Source organism: Lacipirellulaceae bacterium, from assembly GCA_040218535.1.
GTDB lineage: Bacteria > Planctomycetota > Planctomycetia > Pirellulales > Lacipirellulaceae > Adhaeretor.
Genome location: JAVJRG010000009.1, coordinates 38,305 through 58,633, shown reverse-complemented (window position 1 = coordinate 58,633; position 20,329 = coordinate 38,305). Strand labels below are relative to the sequence as shown.

At 51.6% G+C, this 20,329-nt stretch carries 17 protein-coding genes; 7 read left to right on the top strand and 10 right to left on the bottom strand.

From position 1 onward, the window contains the following. Positions 1 to 190: 190 nt before the first annotated feature. On the bottom strand, positions 191 to 1,090 hold the full coding sequence (nhaR, locus tag RIB44_11295; GenBank protein ID MEQ8617170.1) for a transcriptional activator NhaR: 900 nt from the start codon (positions 1,088 to 1,090) through the stop codon (positions 191 to 193). A 124-nt stretch (positions 1,091 to 1,214) separates the two neighbouring features. On the opposite strand from nhaR, the gene RIB44_11290 reads away from it, so the two are divergent. The 3 genes from RIB44_11290 (at position 1,215) to RIB44_11280 (ending at position 6,738) form a co-directional block, all read left to right on the top strand. Beyond that, the gene (locus RIB44_11290; GenBank protein ID MEQ8617169.1) at positions 1,215 to 1,610 is read left to right on the top strand and encodes a hypothetical protein; all 396 of its coding nucleotides are present in this window, start codon (positions 1,215 to 1,217) and stop codon (positions 1,608 to 1,610) included. An 864-nt stretch (positions 1,611 to 2,474) separates the two neighbouring features. After that, positions 2,475 to 5,918 carry a pyruvate carboxylase gene (locus tag RIB44_11285; protein ID MEQ8617168.1) on the top strand — a complete coding sequence of 1,148 codons (3,444 nt, stop codon included), beginning with the start codon at positions 2,475 to 2,477 and terminating at the stop codon, positions 5,916 to 5,918. A 22-nt stretch (positions 5,919 to 5,940) separates the two neighbouring features. After that, positions 5,941 to 6,738, top strand: coding sequence for a biotin--[acetyl-CoA-carboxylase] ligase (locus RIB44_11280; GenBank protein MEQ8617167.1), 798 nt, complete (start codon positions 5,941 to 5,943; stop codon positions 6,736 to 6,738). Positions 6,739 to 7,517: 779 nt separating this feature from the next. On the opposite strand, the gene RIB44_11275 is transcribed toward RIB44_11280, so the two are convergent. The 5 genes from RIB44_11275 to RIB44_11255 all read right to left on the bottom strand — a co-directional run bounded on the left by RIB44_11275 (position 7,518) and on the right by RIB44_11255 (position 12,484). After that, a complete protein-coding gene (locus RIB44_11275) occupies positions 7,518 to 7,970 on the bottom strand; it encodes a YeeE/YedE thiosulfate transporter family protein (GenBank protein ID MEQ8617166.1) in 453 nt (150 codons plus the stop codon). Positions 7,971 to 7,990: 20 nt separating this feature from the next. Then, positions 7,991 to 8,476, bottom strand: coding sequence for a YeeE/YedE thiosulfate transporter family protein (locus RIB44_11270; GenBank protein MEQ8617165.1), 486 nt, complete (start codon positions 8,474 to 8,476; stop codon positions 7,991 to 7,993). Between the two features lie 73 nt (positions 8,477 to 8,549). Next, on the bottom strand, positions 8,550 to 9,977 hold the full coding sequence (locus RIB44_11265; protein MEQ8617164.1) for a rhodanese-like domain-containing protein: 1,428 nt from the start codon (positions 9,975 to 9,977) through the stop codon (positions 8,550 to 8,552). Positions 9,978 to 9,994: 17 nt separating this feature from the next. Further along, positions 9,995 to 10,858, bottom strand: a complete 864-nt coding sequence (locus RIB44_11260) for a sulfite exporter TauE/SafE family protein (GenBank protein ID MEQ8617163.1) — start codon at positions 10,856 to 10,858, stop codon at positions 9,995 to 9,997. Positions 10,859 to 10,876: 18 nt separating this feature from the next. Then, positions 10,877 to 12,484 carry an AAA family ATPase gene (locus RIB44_11255; protein MEQ8617162.1) on the bottom strand — a complete coding sequence of 536 codons (1,608 nt, stop codon included), beginning with the start codon at positions 12,482 to 12,484 and terminating at the stop codon, positions 10,877 to 10,879. Positions 12,485 to 12,805: 321 nt separating this feature from the next. On the opposite strand from RIB44_11255, the gene RIB44_11250 reads away from it, so the two are divergent. Genes RIB44_11250 through RIB44_11235 form a run of 4 tightly spaced genes read left to right on the top strand, consistent with a single transcriptional unit; the run spans position 12,806 to position 16,434 of the window. Further along, positions 12,806 to 13,798 carry a dihydroorotate dehydrogenase-like protein gene (locus RIB44_11250; protein ID MEQ8617161.1) on the top strand — a complete coding sequence of 331 codons (993 nt, stop codon included), beginning with the start codon at positions 12,806 to 12,808 and terminating at the stop codon, positions 13,796 to 13,798. Between the two features lie 40 nt (positions 13,799 to 13,838). Then, on the top strand, positions 13,839 to 15,194 hold the full coding sequence (locus RIB44_11245) for a sigma-54 dependent transcriptional regulator (GenBank protein MEQ8617160.1): 1,356 nt from the start codon (positions 13,839 to 13,841) through the stop codon (positions 15,192 to 15,194). Between the two features lie 27 nt (positions 15,195 to 15,221). Continuing rightward, positions 15,222 to 15,659, top strand: coding sequence for a hypothetical protein (locus tag RIB44_11240; protein MEQ8617159.1), 438 nt, complete (start codon positions 15,222 to 15,224; stop codon positions 15,657 to 15,659). A gap of 13 nt (positions 15,660 to 15,672) precedes the next feature. Then, the gene (locus RIB44_11235; protein ID MEQ8617158.1) at positions 15,673 to 16,434 is read left to right on the top strand and encodes a VIT1/CCC1 transporter family protein; all 762 of its coding nucleotides are present in this window, start codon (positions 15,673 to 15,675) and stop codon (positions 16,432 to 16,434) included. Here the strand turns inward: RIB44_11235 and RIB44_11230 are convergent. From RIB44_11230 to RIB44_11215, 4 genes are all read right to left on the bottom strand, one after another. Then, positions 16,431 to 16,721 carry a BON domain-containing protein gene (locus RIB44_11230; GenBank protein MEQ8617157.1) on the bottom strand — a complete coding sequence of 97 codons (291 nt, stop codon included), beginning with the start codon at positions 16,719 to 16,721 and terminating at the stop codon, positions 16,431 to 16,433. The two genes, RIB44_11235 and RIB44_11230, sit on opposite strands and share 4 nt — an antisense overlap. 216 nt (positions 16,722 to 16,937) lie before the next feature. Then, positions 16,938 to 18,782: a PAS domain S-box protein gene (locus RIB44_11225; GenBank protein ID MEQ8617156.1), complete on the bottom strand. Its 1,845-nt coding sequence runs from the start codon at positions 18,780 to 18,782 to the stop codon at positions 16,938 to 16,940. A gap of 117 nt (positions 18,783 to 18,899) precedes the next feature. Then, entirely contained in the window at positions 18,900 to 19,616 is a 717-nt protein-coding gene (locus RIB44_11220) for a cytidylate kinase-like family protein (protein ID MEQ8617155.1), read from the bottom strand. 58 nt (positions 19,617 to 19,674) lie between these two features. Continuing rightward, entirely contained in the window at positions 19,675 to 20,139 is a 465-nt protein-coding gene (locus tag RIB44_11215; protein ID MEQ8617154.1) for a hypothetical protein, read from the bottom strand. Between the last annotated feature and the right edge of the window lie 190 nt (positions 20,140 to 20,329).

Genomic DNA, 20,329 nt, shown 5'->3' with positions numbered 1-20,329 from the left:
CAATTCTGTCGGCAGAATTGCTGGTGCCGCGGTCAGAATCGAGTTACTTTCTTGTTGCTCAAGACGGAAGTAGGAAGTAGAACGTCCGGTGAACCCATTTTAGTGTATTGCACCGGTTGATTCAGCAACGGATTCTGGCCAGGAGTCCTTGGAATGGCAGTGAACGGTGTGATGAATGACATTGAGGTTGTTATTCTTCGAACCGATTTTTCGCCGCTTTGGATATCGCGAGTACCGCGGGGTGCTTGAGGCGTCGCTCAACAGAAATTGCGTAGAATCGCTCCTTGACTTCTGTCAGCTTCCCTACGATTTCGACCGAATATCGTTGGCACACGTCTTTTTCGATCACGCTCGGGGCGACGAAAAGCCCGTGACCTGCTTGTCCAAAAATCTTGATGACGGCACTGTCTTCAAATTCGTGAACCACATCCGGCATAATCTCATGCGTATCAAACCATTGCTCAAGCTGTCTGCGCAACGTTGTGCTTTGCAGCGGCAAGAGCATGGGAGCGTCGGAGAGCGACTTCGGAAAGTTTTTCTTATATTTCTGCGCAAGCTCTTTGGTGCCGAATACGGTTGCGTCACATTCGCCCAGTAAGTGGTTGTAGGCCCGGACATTTGCATCGGGTGTCAACGGCGAGTCGGCGAGGACAAGATCGAAGCGATGAAGGGCGAGTTCGGCTAGTAGATCCTGAAGCTTGCCCTCGAAGCACTGAATCTGCACTTCATCCTCAATCGACATTGCTGGCTTGAGGAGTTCGTAGACGATCAGTTTAGGCAACACGTCAGTTACGCCCACGATGAGACGTCGCCGACTCTTTGAAGCCTTTCCCTTCAAGACTTCGGAAAGCTCTTTTCCAATGGAGAAGATTTCGTCGGCGTATCGAAAGACGGTTTGCCCCGTTTCCGTCAGGACCATGGTTCTTCCCGTCCGCGAGAAGAGCTTTTGGCCAACGGAAGTCTCGAGTTTTTTGATCTGGCTACTGAGCGTCGGTTGCGAGAGATGAAGGTGCTCTGCCGCTTGCGTCATATTGCCATGCTTTGCGACGGTGTAGAAGTAAAGGAGGTGGTGATAATTGAGCCAATCCACGAAAGCCTCCCATTGAAGTTTTCAATGTCTGCGAGAGAAATATTCTATTTATTTATATGTTATTATTGTCGTATACCTCAATAGGCAAGGACATATTCCTTCATTTCTTTCAGGAGAGTTTCGGATGAAGCTATCGATTGTCGACCGTAATGAGTGTCTGGACGGGAAGTCGCGGGATTATGCTGAGCGACGCCTGCGTTTCGCCCTGTCGCGGTTTCATAATAAGATCGATGACGTGATCCTGGTATTATCTGACCTGAATGGTCCCAAGGGTGGCGTCGATCAGCACTGCAAACTTCTGGTCAAATTGAAGCGAAGCTCGGAGATCGTCATTACTGACAGCGACTCAGACTTGCTCACGTGCATTGCTCGAACGGCTGAGCGAGCTGGTCGGACGGTCTCAAGAGCGATTGATCGCAACCGAATGACAAAACGTCGCCGCCGCACGAGCCAATCCGAACCACCGTGGGTGCCGTCTGAGCTCGGGCTTGCTGATGCAATGCTGCCAGCTTCTGCGTAGCTGATGTAGAACTTTTTCGAATCAAGCAAACCGAGATGACCAGTAATGACTCACCCTTGGCCCACGTTGGTCGAGGGTGAGTCGCCTTTTGTATCCAGGAGATCTGCCCAAAGAACTGTTGCAGTTTCAGATTTGTCTTGCCTTTTTCGGCGGGCGGCACTGGCTCTGCCTGTATGTGGCTTGGGTTGTGGATTTATTTGCGAGAGTGTTAGGACTTACGAAACCTCTAGTCGGATACAAGCTGCAAGCATCGGTGTGTATCGATAGGCTTGTGGCTGCGACACCAAATACTTCATCGAAGTTGTTGCCACCAGAGAAGTCCGGCACTGGCAGAGCCAGCGGCACTCTTGCAGGTAGAGAACTGGCCCTTCGTCTGTGCCATATCAATCCTCGCCCATCCAAACTTCGCGACGATCATTTCTAAGTCGATTTCAGTTCCTGAAACCTCGCCCGCATTTCTCGCAACCGCTCAGCGTGGGCTGGGGAGTTCGCAAAACCGTTCTCTTCCGGGGGTCGGCCCTGAGATCGAACAGTTGTTCGCGGTCGAAAGCGGGCCAGCCTGACGTTCAGTGGGAAAGTGTCGTTGGCATGGCCCAGCTTTTGCCTGCTTATATGAGGGGACGATGACAAGGGAACCCGGATGCTTTCCTGATTCTAGCGGTCAAGTGCTATCGGATGTGTCAATTCAATTGAACGCGGCGGAGAAGGGCAGTTCACCACTGCAGCTTGCTGTTGAATTGTAGTATTCTGATAACCAAGTCTCAAAGTCTGGTTTTCTTGGCAGACGGGGCGTGGCTCCGCTCTTGCACCACTCGGTTCCCAGTACCTCTCTCATCACTTGCCAAATCTTTGCTAATTCATCCCATGAAACCGATCAAAAAACTGCTTGCTGCCAACCGAAGTGAAATCGCCATTCGGGTGTTTCGTAGCGCGACGGAACTTGGGATTAACACAGTTGCCGTTTATGCACACGAAGATCGTTATGCACTGCATCGGTTCAAGGCCGATGAGGCCTATCAGATTGGTGAACCGGGGGAGCCGATCAAATCATACCTGAACATTCCCGCCTTGATCGAGTTGTGCCTCGACCACGATGTCGACGCCATCCATCCGGGGTACGGCTTTCTCTCTGAGAATCCTGACTTGGCGAAAGCTTGTCAGGAAAATGGCATCATCTTTGTTGGACCAACGCTCGACACGCTTCAAAACCTTGGTGATAAAACGTCTGCTCGGAAGATTGCCAAAGCCGCTAAAGTCCCGGTGCTGAGTGGAACTGACTCAGCGATTACCGATGCTGACGCCGGTCGCGAGCAGGCGAACTCGCTTGGGTATCCTGTGATTTTGAAAGCATCTCATGGTGGCGGTGGTCGCGGGATGCGGATCGTTCGCAGCGAAGGCGAATTCAACTCCGCATTCGAGCAAGCGTCGCGCGAGTCGCTGTCTGCGTTCGGAAGTTCCGAGGTGTTTGTTGAAAAGTTCATTGAGAATGCTCGGCACATTGAAATTCAACTGCTCGGTGACACACATGGAAATCTTGTTCACTTGTTTGAACGTGATTGCTCCGTGCAGCGGCGACATCAGAAGGTTGTTGAGATCGCTCCCGCACCGAACCTCCTTCCAGACGTTCGCCAAGCTCTGTGCGATGCTGCGATCGCAATCGGCCGGCAGGTTGGTTACCAGAACGCTGGCACCGTTGAGTTTCTAGTCGATGCGGATACGAACAAGTTTTACTTCATCGAGGTGAATCCTCGCGTTCAGGTGGAACACACGGTCACCGAGGAGGTCACCGGCGTTGACATCGTGAAGTCCCAGATCTTGATCGCCCAAGGTCTACCGCTGGCCGACGAGGCGATCGGACTCGCCAGTCAAGAATCGATCAAGACCAACGGCTTTGCACTCCAATGCCGCATAACGACTGAAGATCCTGCGAACAACTTCATGCCCGATTACGGGCGGGTCGTACATTACCGTTCTCCTGGTGGAGCAGGCGTTCGATTGGATGCAGGGTCTGCTTACTCGGGAGCGGTTGTTAATCCCTTCTATGACTCGATGCTTGTGAAGCTTTCCGTACGTGGGCGAAAGTTTTCTGACGCAATCCAGCGTGCGAAGCGTTGCTTGTTAGAATTCCGAATTCGTGGCGTGAAGACCAACATCCCGTTTTTGGTAAAGCTTCTGGAACACGCAACTTTTGTTCAGGGTGATTGTACGACTCGCTTTATTGACCAAACCCCAGAGCTGTTTGAGTTTCCAGCCCAAAAAAATCGTGCTACGAAGCTCCTGAGGTTTCTCGGTGATGTGATTGTCAACGGGAACGAATTGGTGAAAGGGCGGGCGGCTTCTACGCGTCGAGATCCGGCCCCGATTCCGCACTTTGACACGGCATCTCCCGTGCCGACCGGGACACGAGACAAACTCAAGGAACTCGGCCCGGAGAAATTTGCGCAATGGGTGAAAGAGCAAAAGCGACTATTCATCACGGACACGACCTTCCGCGACGCGCACCAGTCGCTGCATGCGACCCGGTTCCGAACGCACGACTTGCTCAACATCGCCGAGTCGTATTCCAAGCTTGCTCCTGATTTGTTCTCACTAGAAATGTGGGGCGGTGCGACCTTCGATACGTCGATGCGATTCTTGAAAGAAGACCCGTGGCAAAGACTGGCAGACATTCGTTCAAAAGTTCCAAACATCTTGCTGCAAATGTTGCTGCGAGCATCGAACGCTGTTGGTTATACGAACTACCCCGACAACGTTGTCAAAGCGTTTGTCAAGGAAACGGCTGATGCCGGGCTGGATGTTTTCCGGGTTTTCGATGCACTCAACTGGACGCCAAATATGAAGGTGGCTATGGACGCGGTGCTTGAAACCGGGGCCATCTGTGAAGCGTCCATTTGTTACACCGGTGATATTCTTAATCCCCAGCGCACTAAGTACGACTTGAAATACTATGTCGAGCTTGCCAAAGAACTGGAGAACATGGGCGCTCACATTCTGGCGATCAAGGACATGGCCGGACTGTGCAAACCCGACGCTACGGCGTTGCTAGTCAAAACTCTCAAGCAGGAAGTCGGAATCCCCATTCATTTCCACACCCACGATACGTCGGGTATCCAAGCGGCTGCAATTCTCAAGGGTGCTGAAGTCGATCTTGATATTGCAGACGCGGCGATGGCTCCAATGTCGGGCAATACGTCGCAGCCGAATTTGAATACGATTCTCGCTTCGCTGGAATTCACTGACCGGAACACGGGACTCAATCAGCAAGCGCTGGATGAGATTGCCGAATACTGGCGGTGTACTCGCGAGTTTTACGCGCCGTTCGAAACAACCGTTTTGCCCTCGACGGCAGATCTCTACAACCACGAGATGCCCGGCGGTCAGTACACAAACCTGTTTGCTCAGGCACAAGCCCTCGGCCTAGCCGATCGTTGGTCGGAGGTTTGCAGGACCTATGCCGACTGCAATCAACTGTTAGGGGACATCGTCAAAGTGACGCCGACGTCCAAAGCAGTAGGGGACTTGGCTTTGTTCCTGGTGGCGAACGATTTCACTACCGAAACCGTGCTCGACGAGACCCGCGATTTTGCATTTCCACAATCAGTGATCGACCTCGTCGGCGGCATGATGGGCCAACCGCCGGGCGGCTTCGATCCGAATTTAGTGAAACGCGTCCTGCAACAGCAGAAGCCTGTCGTCGGTCGACCAGGAGAATCGCTTCCCCCGGCCGACTTCGCAGCCGCTGGTGAGGAGATCGCCAAATTCCTCGGCCGCGAACCGACCCAGCGTGAGATCGTAACCTATTTGCTCTACCCCAAGGTCTACAAAGACTACGCTGAGCACCATAGAAACTACGGTAACGTTAGCTGCATTCCGACACCTTATTTTTTCTTCGGCCAGGTGCCAGGTGAAGAGTTTACAGTCGTGATTGAAGAAGGCAAAACGCTTATCGTCAAGTTCCTGACCGCTGATGGAGGCAATGCCGATGGTTACCGGAAGGTCTTCTTTGAATTAAACGGACAACCGCGCGACGTTTCGGTGCTTGATAAATCTCTTGGCAGCGGCGTGGCTTCGCGTACAAAAGCCGATGCCGATAACCTAAAGCACGTTGGAACAGCGATGCCAGGAATGGTGGTCACGGTTGCCGTCAAGGCAGGGAATAAGATCACGAAGGGCCAGAAACTGATCACGCTAGAAGCGATGAAGATGGAGACAACCATCAACGCGGAAGTCGACGCGACCGTTGCCAAGGTCCATGTTTCCCCAGGCATTCAGGTCGAAGCGGGCGACCTGATGATCGAATTGGAATAGCTCTCACGAGGATCATCATTCTTTGAGCATTACCGATCCTATCTGCCAAGGCGAACTCGAATCGCTGCTGGAGGATACGTTTCTCCAAAGTGTGTTTCACTATGACGAAACCGATTCGACGAACACACGAGCCATCGAGCTTCTAGCATCTGGTGATTCCATGAAATCACCTTGCTTGATCTATGCCGAATCTCAGATCGCAGGGCGAGGGCGGGGTGCGAACCGGTGGTGGTCTGCCAGCGGTAGTCTCACTTTTTCGCTCGTCGTCGAATTCCCGAACAAGGCTTTGTCTGCGGAGCGGAAAGCATTGCTTCCGTTACTAACCGGGAAGGCCATCCTCCGTACTGGTGAGTCACTTCTGCCAAACGCTGATTTCGCGCTTAAGTGGCCCAACGACGTTTATCTGGCGGGACGAAAGTTGGCTGGGGTGCTTATCGAAGTTCCGTCTCATTCCGCCGGTCAGGCAGTGATTGGCATTGGCTTGAATGTCAATAACTCATTCTCGGAGGCTCCCGAGGAGCTGTCGGCAACCAGTATTTCGCTGTCCGACAAGTCGGGTGTTCAGCATCGTCGAATTCAAATTCTACGGACCTTATTACTTGAGTTTGAAGCTCTGTTGAACTCATTAAGAGCGGGTGAAGAGATTCTTGACGATTGGCCCGCCTACTGTTTACTTACCGCTAGGCGAGTGACCTTAGTTACTGGCTCGACAGAGATTGTAGGGACCTGCCGTGGCATCGACAAAGCTGGAGCCCTGCTCCTAGAAACAGAGACCGGACTGCAACCCTTCTTCAGTGGAGAGGTCCGTTCTTGGAACTGAAGTGAGTGCGTTTGGGTATTTCTTGAGTCGTCCTCGCGGTAACCGGAACGAGACGGTTGATTCTTATAGGAGCAGAGTGGTACTTGCATTGTCCGTGTGACAGGAGAGTAAACGCGATCTGATCCTCTGCTAAACGCTTTTGTTTGATGCTTCGGATCCCCTTGGCTTCAAGTGCGAAGCAAATTGGTTTTTTCGCATCCCACAAATGGCAGCACTGGTTGTCGAGTCGGAAACCGTTTCCTGAAAACTGTCTGTTTGAACTTCACGCTCGATGACGTAACGCTTGTGCCGGAAAGGAGAAAGCCCTTCGATGTGCTGGCCGAAGGGCTCGATTCTAAAGACAGTCGGGCTGATAGGACTTGAACCTCCGACCTCTGCGTCCCGAAACCGAGTGACGAATTGAACGTTTGCAGCCTTTTCTCTCGAGAATCAATTGAGTTTCGGTAGCATGCCTGCAATGTCAAGCCCTATCACTTAATGTCACTCATACCCGTTGAATACCGGAACCGTTCAGAAGCGAATCTAACTTTGGCGGTACGAAAATGATGAATTCGGTGAGAGCAGTGATCCCCGCCGGACATCGTGTCCGGTTGCAGACCATTGACTCTATCTAAGCCGAAAATAGGTTGAACCCGCAGCTATTAGAGTCGCATTTTTTTGGAACAGGGGAGTTCATAGAATTCATGGTCTTGAAATTATCGTACTCACGTGTAGGCCTTAGCAATAATATACCAAGCTCAAGCTCGATGCGAAGTTGATTGAGCCATCTATCAGGAAGCTCACGGGAGCCTTGGTTTCAAATAAGCATAGGCGAACATACCTAGCATTGCTCCTATCAGAGTTAGCAAAGCCATCCACTCTCCTGCTCCGATCTGGGCATAAATCGGACCGGGGCAGGCACCTGTGATTGACCAGCCTGCTCCGAATAGCATCCCTCCTATCACAACTCCAGTGTGAAATGGTTTTGGCTTGTAGATAATTGGCTTCCCTTCGATGCTTTTAATCCCCAAACGTTTAATGATGAACATTGAGATCGCTGCCACAAGTATTGCGACGCTGATAATGAGGTACATGTGCGCTTCGCGGAAGAGAAACATATCATGTATTCTCTGCCAATTGGCCACTTCGGATTTGACGAAAAGCGCACCTAGGTAGCTTCCAATCAATAGCACGCTGAGGTAGCTACCAGCAGACATTCCTGGACTCACTACAGGCTTTGTTGTTTCTTTCATTTGGATTTCCTCTCGTGATCTTATTCGAAGATCAAATGGCCGAACCCCCACGTCACCGCTAATCCACCTACAAAGAAGAAAGTGGTTGCGACGAGACTAGGCCAATTAAGATTTGCAATTCCCGTGATTGAATGCCCAGACGTGCAACCACCGGCGTATCGTGTTCCAAACCCTATGAGAAACCCGCCGAGCAACAGTTTGATACTTCCCGCGGGACTGCTAAACGATGCAGGGAGAAACTCAACGGGTGTGTTTGACAGAAATCGCGTCGCGACAAAGGCACCTAAACCAATGCCAACAGCGAATACAATCGTCCAAAGGTTTCCCTTGCGATCATGCTTGCGAAGGTATTCCAACTTACTGTTCGGAAAGCACATTGCTCCGGCTTGCTGCAGGCTTGTTGATATTCCGAAGGCCTTCCCTGCTAACAAGTAGAGCAATGGTACGGTTAATCCAATGAGAATGCCCGAAAACCACCAAGGCCAAGGTTCCATAATCCAGTCCATCTGCATCACTCCTTTCTAACCGATGTTCATCTCGTCCAAGTTGGCCAGTATTGCTAGTCAACTACGGGTTTTTCTAAGCATCACAAGGGATAAGTTCCTCAGCGGTACTCACGGGCAAGCCCGCGTCTTGCCACTCGTCGATTCCACCGCTCATGTCGATAACAGCCACACCAGCCGCTTGCAGGATGCTCGCAGCGATAGCCGAACGAGCGGAACTGCGGCACTGAGTAATAAACGGTTTCGAGTTAGGCAGCGATTCTAGCTCATCGGGCAAACGTCCTAAGAAGTGATGCTTGGCACAAGAGATATGGCCCAGTTTCCATTCCTCATCGGAGCGTACGTCTAGTAACGTGGCTTCGCCAGTCTTAATTCGTTCTGCTAATTCTTCTGGTGTTTTACGCTGCATTCGCTCACAGGCTAGTCCTGCTTCACAGACCTTTTCACGGTCGAAATAGCCTCTGATATCGTCGAGGCCGATCTTACGAAGTATCCGAGTTGCTTCGGGCAGTTGCCTCTTCGTCGCAATCAAGTAGGTGGGCTTGGAATAATCTACGACCCAGCCGGCCCAACCTGCCAGCATCGAAGTCGGTATGTTTATTGAGCCAGGAACATGGCCTTCGGCAAATTGAGCTGACGGAGACAGGTCAATCACCGTTGCTATTTCCGAGATAGCAGTTAACTCTTTGGTCGGTTGGGACTTGGGTAAGTCCGAGTTACCGATCACGTCTGGACCTTCTTTGTTGACACGTTTCATGAGCGCAAAGTACTTAGGAGCCTCTGGCTGATCGGCCAGGATGTACTGAACAAACTTTTCCTCATCAGTAAACTGAAGTGCCGGGTTGTACATTTTTTCGTATCCGACAGTCGAAGAAGGAATGGCACCTAGCCCTTTGCCGCATGCACTACCGGCACCATGAGCAGGCCATACTTGCAGGTAGTCGGGTAATTGCTTGAATTTCTGGGCAGATCGGAAGAGGTCCCGGGCGCCAGGTTCGGCAGTGTTCGCTATTCCAGCCGCTTCTTCCAGTAAATCAGGGCGACCTATCGAACCGACGAACACAAAGTCTCCTGTGAAGATTCCCATAGGCTGGTCTGCTCCTCCACCTTGGTCGGTCAGCAGTAATGAGAGACTTTCGGGCGTGTGTCCAGGCGTATGGAGAACATCGAATTTAATATTGCCAATCATGAATGTGTCGCCACCTGTTAGTAGCTGATGATCATACTGATCAGTAAATTGATACTTCCACTCCTCAGGCCCTTCGTCGGAGAGATAAACTTTCGCGTTGATTCTATCGGCAAGTTCTCGTGCTCCAGAGACGAAGTCCGCATGTATGTGAGTTTCAACTGCTGCGATTAAGTTGAGATTTTCGCGTTCGGCCATATCCAGATATTGTTCTATGTCACGACCTGGATCGATCACTATGGCCACTTTCGCACGTTGGCAGCCGACCATGTAGGAAGCGTGCGCTAGAGACGTGTCGTAGAAATACTTGAGCAACATCGTTTGCTCCTTTCTCATTAGGTTGCAGTGAGCAGTGTATTTGTAATCACACTTCGAATCTTGAAGGACTCTACAGCCGATTGATAATCTTCCGAAGCGATTAGCTGGCTGCCTTCGTTGATAATAACGAAGCACCCAATCGCCACGAGAAACATACCAAAGCCCGTTTTCAGTGTCTTCTGATTCATGCGAGTGTTCAATATTTTGCCGATTGCACTGCCCGCAACACCAATCAATACGAATATGAGAATGGTCTGAGTGTCGACCGACAGGTCATGAGCCATAAGGTAGTGCTGGTACTTTGCGAAGCCAATTAACCCCTTCATGCCAATAATCACAAGGCTAGTGCCAATGGCTAATCGTATCGGCAAGTTTCCGAAGATAACCAGTGCGGGGACAATCAGGAAACCTCCCCCGACTCCAACAAACCCCGTCACGATGCCAACGGTTGTGCCTTCGAGAGCAATCTTCCCGATTGGTGAAGGATTTGGAGTTGATATCTCGCTATGAGAGGTAGCTGATGTGCGTGGCTTGGGATCTCGCAGCATGGCGTAGGCGGCCGCGAGCAAAACAGCTCCGAATACGATCAATTGAATCGGCTCCGTAGCGAGGCCACCTAGCCACGCACCAATAAAGGTTCCCACCATCCCAGGCAGTCCGAAGTAGAGAACACTCCTCCAATCAACTTGACTTGATTTGGCGTACGGTATCGCAGCCACGATCGAGATGATTCCGACAATTGCCATTGATTCAGCGATGGACTGTTTCGGTTGGTGTCCGACAAGGTAGACCAATACCGGAACGGTTATTGCGGACCCACCCGATCCTAGCAGTCCAAGTGTCAGCCCGATTACCAGTGCTCCGATGAATACCGCTGTCATCTGCAAGCCTTTAAATAATCAGAGGGTGTTTGGCGAGTGGTCAGCTCTGTCAGCCGCAGCTTGCCGCTGTACCACTGCTTTGGCAATGTCGTCGATCATCATTAGCATCGATTGAGACGAATCAATTCGAATGCACTTATGTGAATCTGCTAACTCTTCACGTTCGGCAACTTGCTGACGCAATAGTTCAGGTCTTGCTTCCGAATCGCTGCTAGAACTACGCTCTATGATTCTGAGTCGAGCTTCGTCAATCGGGCATTCACACTGGATATGGACTGGGTTAGCACCGTGCTTTATCGCCAAACTGGTAGCACGTTGGCGTTGTTCGTCTGTGAGAAAGGTGCCGTCAAGAATGACCGTCTGCCCGAAGTCGAGAGCCTCTCCAGCTTCGATAAACATCTCACGGTAAACAGTCTCTCGAAGCTCTGGACGATAGTTCCCTTCCCCGAAGTCGGCCGGGCTTTCGCTTCCTCCAAATAGTTTGCGACGAATGGTATCCGTGCTGATGACTTTTGCAGCGATTATTTCCGCCAAGCCAGCTGCAAGAGTCGATTTTCCTGTGCCCATCAGACCACCGATAATAAAGAGATAAGGCCCGCCGATCCTTGAGGCATAGTGATCTGCCCATTTGAGGTATTGGTGGAATTCTCGAAGGCAGCGTTTACGAGCTTTACCAGTCGATTGAGAAACTCTGAGTAGAGCTACTTTTGCTCTTACCGTCGCACGGTAGCTCTTATAGAAGTCCCGAAGTCTAAGGGGAGGCCTGTCGCCACTAAGTTTTGTGTAGGTATCAAGCAGCTTTTCACCAATATCGCTACTGCCCAGACGCGTGCAGTCCATAGCTAGGAAGCTAAGCTCATCAAGAACATCAATTTGTCGAAGCTCTTCGGAGAACTCGATCCCATCGATAACGACTGGTGGTGTTTCTAGGAAGATATGCTCAGCACGCAGATCACCATGTCCATCGACGATTCGGCCATCGCGAGTCCGGTCGAATAAGACGTCTCTCTGAAGCCAAGCAAATAGAAGCTGGGCGTTATGGATCTTCGCTATGCAAGGACGATGAAGTGGTTCTGCTAGGCTCGTCAGATCGCGAAAATTTGACTGACAGTGATGTAGTGTTCTCTGATAATACTCTTCAGGCCGCAAAATAAGTGGCGGCAACTGGCAGTAGAAAGAGGCGAGGGAGTTTGCCAGCTCTTTCGTTTTTCGTTCGTCGAGACGATCACGTTTGATGGTCGTGTCTAACGCTAGGTCGCTCGGCAAACGCCTCATCTTCACGACGCAGTCAATCGGGCGGCCCTCGCCATTTAGGGTAAGCTGGCCAGTTTCGTCTGACGTAATTGGCAAGACTCCGAAGTAGACTTGGTAGGCTAGACGCTTGTTGATTCGTACTTCCTCGTCACATGCCTGCCGTCTCGCTTGAGGGGTTGAGAAGTCGAGGAAGTCGTATTTGACAGGTTTCTTGAGCTTGTACACGTAGCGTTCTGTCAAAAACAGCCACGAGATATGGGTCTCAAGCAAATCCACTCGCTGAGTACCATCAGAGTAAGTATTCGGATCGCATAGCAACTGGACGAGATTAGCCGATTCGTACTGCTTCTTTTCGCTTTTGAGTGAGAGCATCGGATAGACCCTGATACGGATTACTTGCAGTAAATTGTCAATGAGGCCTTCGGTCTAACCCACCGCAACATTTGCGCCTAATCGTTGCCGAAGGTGTGATTGATGCTCTTTTCAATCTCCGCTTACAAACACTCCCCCCTTTGACAGGTTGGTCGCTGTGCGAAACCGCACAGTTGCCGTAAGGAACGCACGCTTGTTTCCTGAGGATCGTTGCGATCTTTCAGCGTTTCCGATAGTTCGTCCCTGCATAGATGCAGTTGGCGCGTGAATTGCTCTTTCAATTGACCATAAACCCATCAATCTTCATTGAGAGGATGAATCATGCCTGCTGTTGATTTTTCCACGGAATATCTTGGACTAAAACTTCGCAGCCCAATCGTCGCTTCTGCATCGCCATGTACCGGACAGCCGGATGTGCTACGGCATATGGAGGAACTTGGAGCGGGGGCTGCGGTCCTTCCCTCACTATTTGAAGAACAGGTGACGCGGAGCAAAAAGACCGACGAAGCTCTCGAATCAATGGCAGAGTTTCCAACTCTCAACTACTACAATTCAGGCCCTGACAATTACGCATCGCTTGTGGGGAGGGCAAGGGCAGCAGTAACAATGCCAATTATCGGGAGCCTTAACGGAATATCGCTTGGGGGCTGGATTGATTTCGCACGACGCATCCGAGACGCCGGTGCTGATGCATTGGAACTCAATCTCTACTACGTTCCCATCGATCCGAGTGCATCCCCCATGACGGTCGAGGCACAGTATCTCGATGTCATTTCGAAGGTCAGGCAAAAAGTGGACATTCCCCTTGCGGTGAAAATCGGGCCCTATTTTTCGAGTCTCCCCTACTTTGCTAGGCAGTTGGCGGAAGCCGGAGTCGACGGGGTAGTACTCTTCAACCGGTTTCTTGAGCCTGACATTGACCTGGAGCATCACCGCGTAGCTCCGCACCTTGAGCTTAGCCACCCCAGTGAAGCGCGACTCTCGATACGTTGGCTGGGCATTCTTCGAGACCAACTCAGGATTTCATTGGCAGCTTCTAGCGGCATTCACAACGGGACTGATGCCCTCAAGGCTCTAGCGTCGGGAGCTGACGTGGTCATGCTAACCTCGACGCTGCTGCAGAATGGGGTCGATTCCCTGTTAGATATTCGGGATGAGATGCTTGCTTGGTTAACGTATCATGAGTACCAGAAGGTAAGCCAGTTGATTGGAAGCCTCAGCAGAAAAGCATGTGGCTCTTCAGCCGTTTTCGAGCGGGCGAACTACGCAACCACTCTGGCATCTTACATGGACGAAGGAGTCGCCGCTCAATAGTCCTTCATGACGATCAAATAAAACCATGTGAAAACGCAACATGAGTAGCACCCTCGATCTTCTGTTTGTGGATGACGACGACAATCTTCGCCAAGGGTTTGCCAACTATTTTTTCCAGTTAGGGCATCAGGTTGAGCAAGCGGAAAGTGCTGAGGCCGCCTTGGAGAAGTTGCAGAGCCGCGCCTATGACGTGGTGATCTTGGATATGGTCATGGCAGGAATGTCAGGAATTGACCTGTTAGAAAAGATCAACACAGACAACACAGAAACTCAAGTGATCCTACTTACTGGTGAGGGAACAGTAGAAAAAGCTGTCCAAGCGATGAAGCTTGGTGCGTATGACTTTCTTACTAAGCCTACCAAGCTAAGCCAACTTGAGGCGGTGATCACCAAGGCTGCAGAAGCAGGCCGCATACGAAAGGAAAACAATCAACTGCGGACTCTAATAAGGCGAAACGAGCCTCATGGCAGCATGATTGGTGAATCGCCAGCAATGCACGAAGTTTTTCGATTGATTGAACGCGTTGCTCCTAGCGATAAGCCGATTCTCATCCAGGGAGAAAGCGGCACGGGCAAAGAGTTGGTCGCTCGCGCATTGCACGAGTCCAGTCAGCGGGCAAAGAAGCCTCTCGTTGTGGTCAATTGTGCAGCCCTGCCGGAGCAACTCTTAGAAAGTGAACTGTTTGGCCACGAGAAGGGAGCCTTTACTGGAGCCGCGAATACGAAACCTGGTCTCTTCGAGGTTGCCGATGGCGGTACGCTCTTCATTGATGAGATCGGCGAGCTTGCACCATCACTACAACCTAAACTTTTGCGTGTACTAGAGGACGGTTCCCTAAGAAGAGTCGGTTCGCTGAAAGAACGCCGAGTCAATGTCCGCATCATTGCCGCGACGAATCGCGACATGGTCAAGGAGGTTGCCGAGAAGCGATTTCGGGAAGATCTCTACTATCGAATCAACGTTATGTCACTCGTCCTTCCGCCGCTGCGTGAGCGTGGAGACGATGTCCTCCTGCTGGCGGGGCATTTTGCGGGTGCAGGCTGGGAGCTGGAACCTGCATTCCGCAAGGCGATTCAGGAGTACTCCTGGCCTGGGAATGTCAGGCAACTGATCAACGCGATCGAGCGGGCCAAGATTCTCGCTAGCGACGAGTTGCTTCGGAGAGAGAACTTGCCCCCGGAGGTTCTCAGCCCCGATGATACGTCGTCGAGTTCACCCGCCATGGCTGATGCCGACTTGGCGTCACTGACGCGTGCTCGAGTCGTCCAGGCGCTACAGAAAGAAAATGGGAATAAGCTCAGGTCCGCCAAGGCTCTAGGAGTGAGCCGACGTAGTTTGTACCGCCTAATTGAAAAATTTCAGATTGACGCGACCGAAACAGCACGCGAGTCCTGACAGATCATCAAGCCTATGGAGGGCATTGTGAAAATTGATCTGCTCCGCATTTCATCTTTGCTTCTCAGGTGGTCAGCAAGAATCGTTGGCTTATTGATTTTAGCTTTCGTGATCCTGCATATCCTGGGAGAAGGCATCCCTAAGGAACTTTTTAGCAAACCAGGCGAAGCGTTACTGACACTAAGTTTTGTCACAAGTTTACTCGGCTTTGCTATCCTCTGGCGCTGGGAATTCGCAGGAGGTCTGTTGGTCGCCATTGGAATCAGCTCGTTCTATCTTATCCACTTCAAAATAACCGGTGACTTACCAGGAGGTTGGGTTTTCCCAAGCCTACTGATCACAGGCATACTGGCCTTGATTAGCTGGGGTTTGAATCGGAAGTTACACAAGCGGATGACACACACGTCTGCTCAGGCTAATAAGACGAGTTCAGAGAACAGACTAGCTCTCGAGGATTATTCATAAGGGAATATCAACTGTGAAGACTGCATCTGGCAAGGAAAATGAGCTCGCTGCCTCCCACACCCCTGACCTTATCCGCGAGCGACTTCAAGCCCCGAAGACTCACAGCTATTTGAAGGACTTTGTCTACGGAGCTATCGATGGCACCGTGACGACCTTTGCCGTCGTCTCGGGAGTTGCAGGCGCAGGACTATCTACAGGCGTGATCATCATACTTGGGATGGCAAATCTTGTCGGTGACGGATTCAGTATGGCGGCGAGTAACTACTTGGGAACCAAAACCGAAGAAGAGCTCCTCCGAAAGGCTCGCCGGATCGAAGAGAGCCAAATCGCAGAATACCCGGAAGGAGAGCGTGAGGAGATACGCCAAATCTTCGCTAGCAAGGGGTTCGAAGGCGAGCAGCTGGAAGGAGCCGTTGATGTGATTACCGCGGATCGCCGACGTTGGGTCGATACAATGCTCGTGGAGGAGTTGGGTTTGCAGCTGGAGGGTCCCTCGGCGATCCGAGCCGCGGTGACGACCCTGGTCGCGTTTATCGTCGTCGGTTTTATTCCACTCCTGGCATTCTTCTTGGAAATGATTTTTGCTGAGGGAATCGGCAATCCTTATGTCATGAGCACCGTCCTGACGGCAGTCGCTTTTTTCTTGGTTGGCGCTTCCAAGTCTTGGTTCGTGGACGAACCATGGTACCGAGCTGGATTCGAAACATTGGCGATCGGCGGAGGAGCTGCAGCGCTTGCCTACCTCGTTGGTTTGGGGCTAGCTGGTATTGTCTAGCGGGAGTGTGTTGGGTCCAAAGGCTCTGTTTCTACCTGAATGCGATTCACTACCGAGTCGACCCCCTCGGAATTCTTTGCGATTTCTTGGGCCATTTGCTTGACATAGTAGCGAGGCACTTTGCCGTGCAGAATCACCATCCCGTCGCGAATCTCGCAAGTCACGCAAGTTAAGCCGTGATGTGCATTCTTTCGCAAAGCTTCAGCGACGTGATAGGCGGACGAAGCCGTTCTTGTCGACTGTCGTGGTTCGGAAGTAGTACTCACTAGCTTTGTAGCAGCAACCATTGGGCAAGTTCCTTTCGCTCTCTCGAAGTTCCGTAACCTAGCTGGAAAACTCAATCCGCAGCCAGATCATGCAGGAGTAGAGAGCTGTCGCAACTCGCGCGCCAATCATTTTCTTCTCACCAGCACAGACCAGAGCCCGTGTTCGAAAATCTATCTCGAAGGAAGTGAGCGAATACGTCACCGTGTTGAGCGGTTCGGCACACAAACTGGCCATAACTAAGTCGGCAACTTCGTGGCTGAATCGTCCGGTAGCACGATTTCGAATTTGGCACCACGCTCTTCGGTTGAAATCACGGCCATATTGCCGCCGTGAGCCCTCACAATTCTCTGCGCAATAGCAAGGCCGAGACCGGTCCCTTTAGATTTCGTTGAATAGAACGGCTCAAAAACACGCTTGCACTGCTGCTCATCAAGGCCAGTACCGTTGTCCTGCACCGTGATGTGCCATTCGTCCCCCGAAGCAGTATGGCTCTTCTTCAAATCGATCGTTATCTCAACCGGATCGGGGCACGCAACAAGTGCGTTTTCAAACAGGTTGCGAAAGACTTGCTCGAACCGAAACTTATCAACATGGCCATGCACTTCCTCACGCTGTACGTTTTCCGTTAGCAAGACTTTTCGCCCCTCCCGGAGAGACCGGGTTGACTCCCAGGCGTTTCTCCAAACTTCCGTAAGATTCGTTTTCGTCAACTCGAGGTTCAGTGGCGCGGCATAGTTGCGTACCTCTTCGTGCAAAGCATGGAGTCGATCACTGGCATTTTCGATGGAATCGAGTTGATCCTCAAGCAGTTGATGCTCATCGCAATGTAGTCGTGCCGTTTCCACGGCAATCTGGATCCGCTGCAACGAATTGCGGCTTTCATGCGCTAATCGAGCTGTGGCTTCACCCAATGCTGCAAGTCGTTCCGACTGGATCAGCTGCTGTTGAGATCGTTTGATATCGGTGATGTCGCGAATCATTCCCGTGAAGAGCCGCCTTCCCTTGACGTCGACCTCGCTGACGGAGAGTTCCATCGGGAATTCTTCTCCGTTTTTACGCCTCCCGATCACCTCACGACCTATTCCGATGATCTTCTTCTCGCCCGTGCTCAAATAATTTTGAAGATACTGGTCATGTTCCTCGCGGTAGGGAGAGGGCATGAGCATCGAAATGTTCTTGCCAAGGACCTCACCTGCAGAATAGCCAAACATTGATTCTGCCGCAGGATTTAGGGATTCGCAGATACCGTCTTCATCAATCGTGATGATTGCCTCAACGGCCGCTTCCAGAATTGCCCGTAGTCGTGCTTCTCGATCGGCTTTGTCTTCCTCAGCGCGAATGCGTTGGGTGAGATCATTGCAGAGCCCGATATAGTGAGTGACGGTACCCTCGATGTTTCTCACCGGAGAAATGAGCAGATCGTTCCAAAAGAGTTCGCCATTCTTACGATAATTACGCAGGAGAACCCGACATTCTGTGCCTGATTTCACCGCATCGCGGATAGTATGTCTCGCTTCTTGATCGCGGTCGTTCTGTTGCAGGAAACGACAGTTGTGACCAATAACCTCCGCCGAAGAATAGCCCGTGATTTTTGTGAAAGCCTGGTTGCAATACACGATCGGCATATCATGTTGCCGAGCATCGCTAATTACCACGCCTACCCCGACAGATTCTATCGCTTGGTTGCGCACCCTTAACTGGTCAGCCGTCTCATTGCGGAGCGTCGTATCCAGGATGATGGCGATGAAGGCTGGCCGGTCGTGAAAGGTTGCCAACTGCAGGTGAACCTCGACACTGTAGTCGGAACTATCTTTACGTCGATGCAGGGTGTTAAAGACCAGTGTCTCCTGGGAGCCATCCCTCAATGGCTGAAGGAGCGTTTCGAAGGCTTGGCGGGTTAACTCGGGCTTGATATCAACGGGGGTCAGCTCGCGCAACTCCTCCATCGTCATCCCGAGATTCTCTCGGCCACCTCGGTTCACTTGTAAGAACTGCAGGGTTTCTGCATCGAAGATGAAAATCTCGTTGAGCGAATCTTCGAGAAGGCGACCAAACTCACGTTCGGTGGAGTGCGGTTCCATGGATGGCCTGACAATCTGGACCTACGGTAACGCGGGGACGCGTACGCCTCGGAAAAGCTGGAGGTAAGCCAGCCATCTTGGGCGGTATTAGTCCATTTTGCAAGCCTCGGTCGTGACTTACGTACTTGTCGAATCTTGGAGAGGCTGCTTAGCCTTTGCAGCCGCAACGAGGAGACGAACCATCGTCTCCTCTCCTAGCCGCGATGCATCCAACACAACATCGTAGTCACGTAGATTTTTGGGATCCTTGTGGAAGTAGCTCTTGACGAAGTCCACACGGTCGCGGTCGGCGTGTGCGACTTCCTTTTCTGCTTTTTCGCTAACTCCAAGCCGACCGGTCGCTTCCCGTATGCGAAACAGCTTAGGTGCGATCAGACATACCCGCAGTGTGTTCGCAGGCGGAAGGACTTGTGCGGCACCCCGACCGAGGATGACGCAATTTCCATGGCAATAGAGTGCTAACAGCGTATCGCGGAGACGCTTCGCATAGCCTGCGCCGCTCATGTGCTTACCGTCGGAGAAACTTTCCAAGCACTCGGCTATCCAGTTAGGACGCTTCTCGTCAAGTTTCTCTAGCAGATCTGCTCGCACTCCTGAATCTTCCGCGATCGTTTCTACCAGTTCACGGTCATAGCAGGGCCAGCCAAGCTCCTGGGCGACACGTCTCGCAACGACTTCGCCTCCAGTTCCCTTTTCGCGGCTAATGGCAATTGTCACCGGGCTTGGAAGTTCTTTCGCGGATTTGGGGTGGACCTGCAAGAGTGCACCACGTTCACGCCAGTGTTGATAGGCACGCTCAAGCGCCGCTCCGCGTGCATTCGCATAGGTTGTCATTTTTGCACCCTTTCTTTCTGCACTGTTACGAGACTATTAGACAGACCACGTAGACGATTCACTTGGCACTCTCCTCACGCTCAGCTGCCAGAGGCTGCCTGAGCTGTTTATGGCAATTCACGCAACTAAGTGTGAGTTGCTGGAATCCCAGCGCAACGCCTTCAATATTCTCTTTCTTAGCCTGATTTTCGATCTCTTCGACGGCAAACTCGAAAGATTGCAGCTGGGTTGTGTAACCGGGAAAGCCACGTCGCACAAAGCCTTCAATCTTACTCAAGGTTTTGAGCTGCTTCGTGCTCTCTTGTATCGCTTGAAAATCACCCTCGGCCAAACCGGCGAGGACTTCCTGCGATTGCTTGAGTTTGACATCCATCCAGATATTGAACTTCACTGGATCATCAATCTTCTTTGCCGCGGGTGGATTCTTACTCTTCGACCCCCCTCCTGCGATCTCACCTTGCCCAGAGACTTGCGAGATAAGGATGAGGGATAAAGCGGCAACCCCTGCGATGACAATTTTCATTCGTGACTCCTAGTAACGAGAGAATATGCTTACTCAGCGAGATCCCACTTTGCAGTAAGCAAACTGCGTACCCAGAAGAAGGACTACCGAACCCTTTCAATTGCTGGGAAATCTATTACGAAACTGCAGCTTCCCGTCGGAAACTGTGATTTAGTGTGCGGAACTGCACAGCGGCACTGTGCGGTCACGA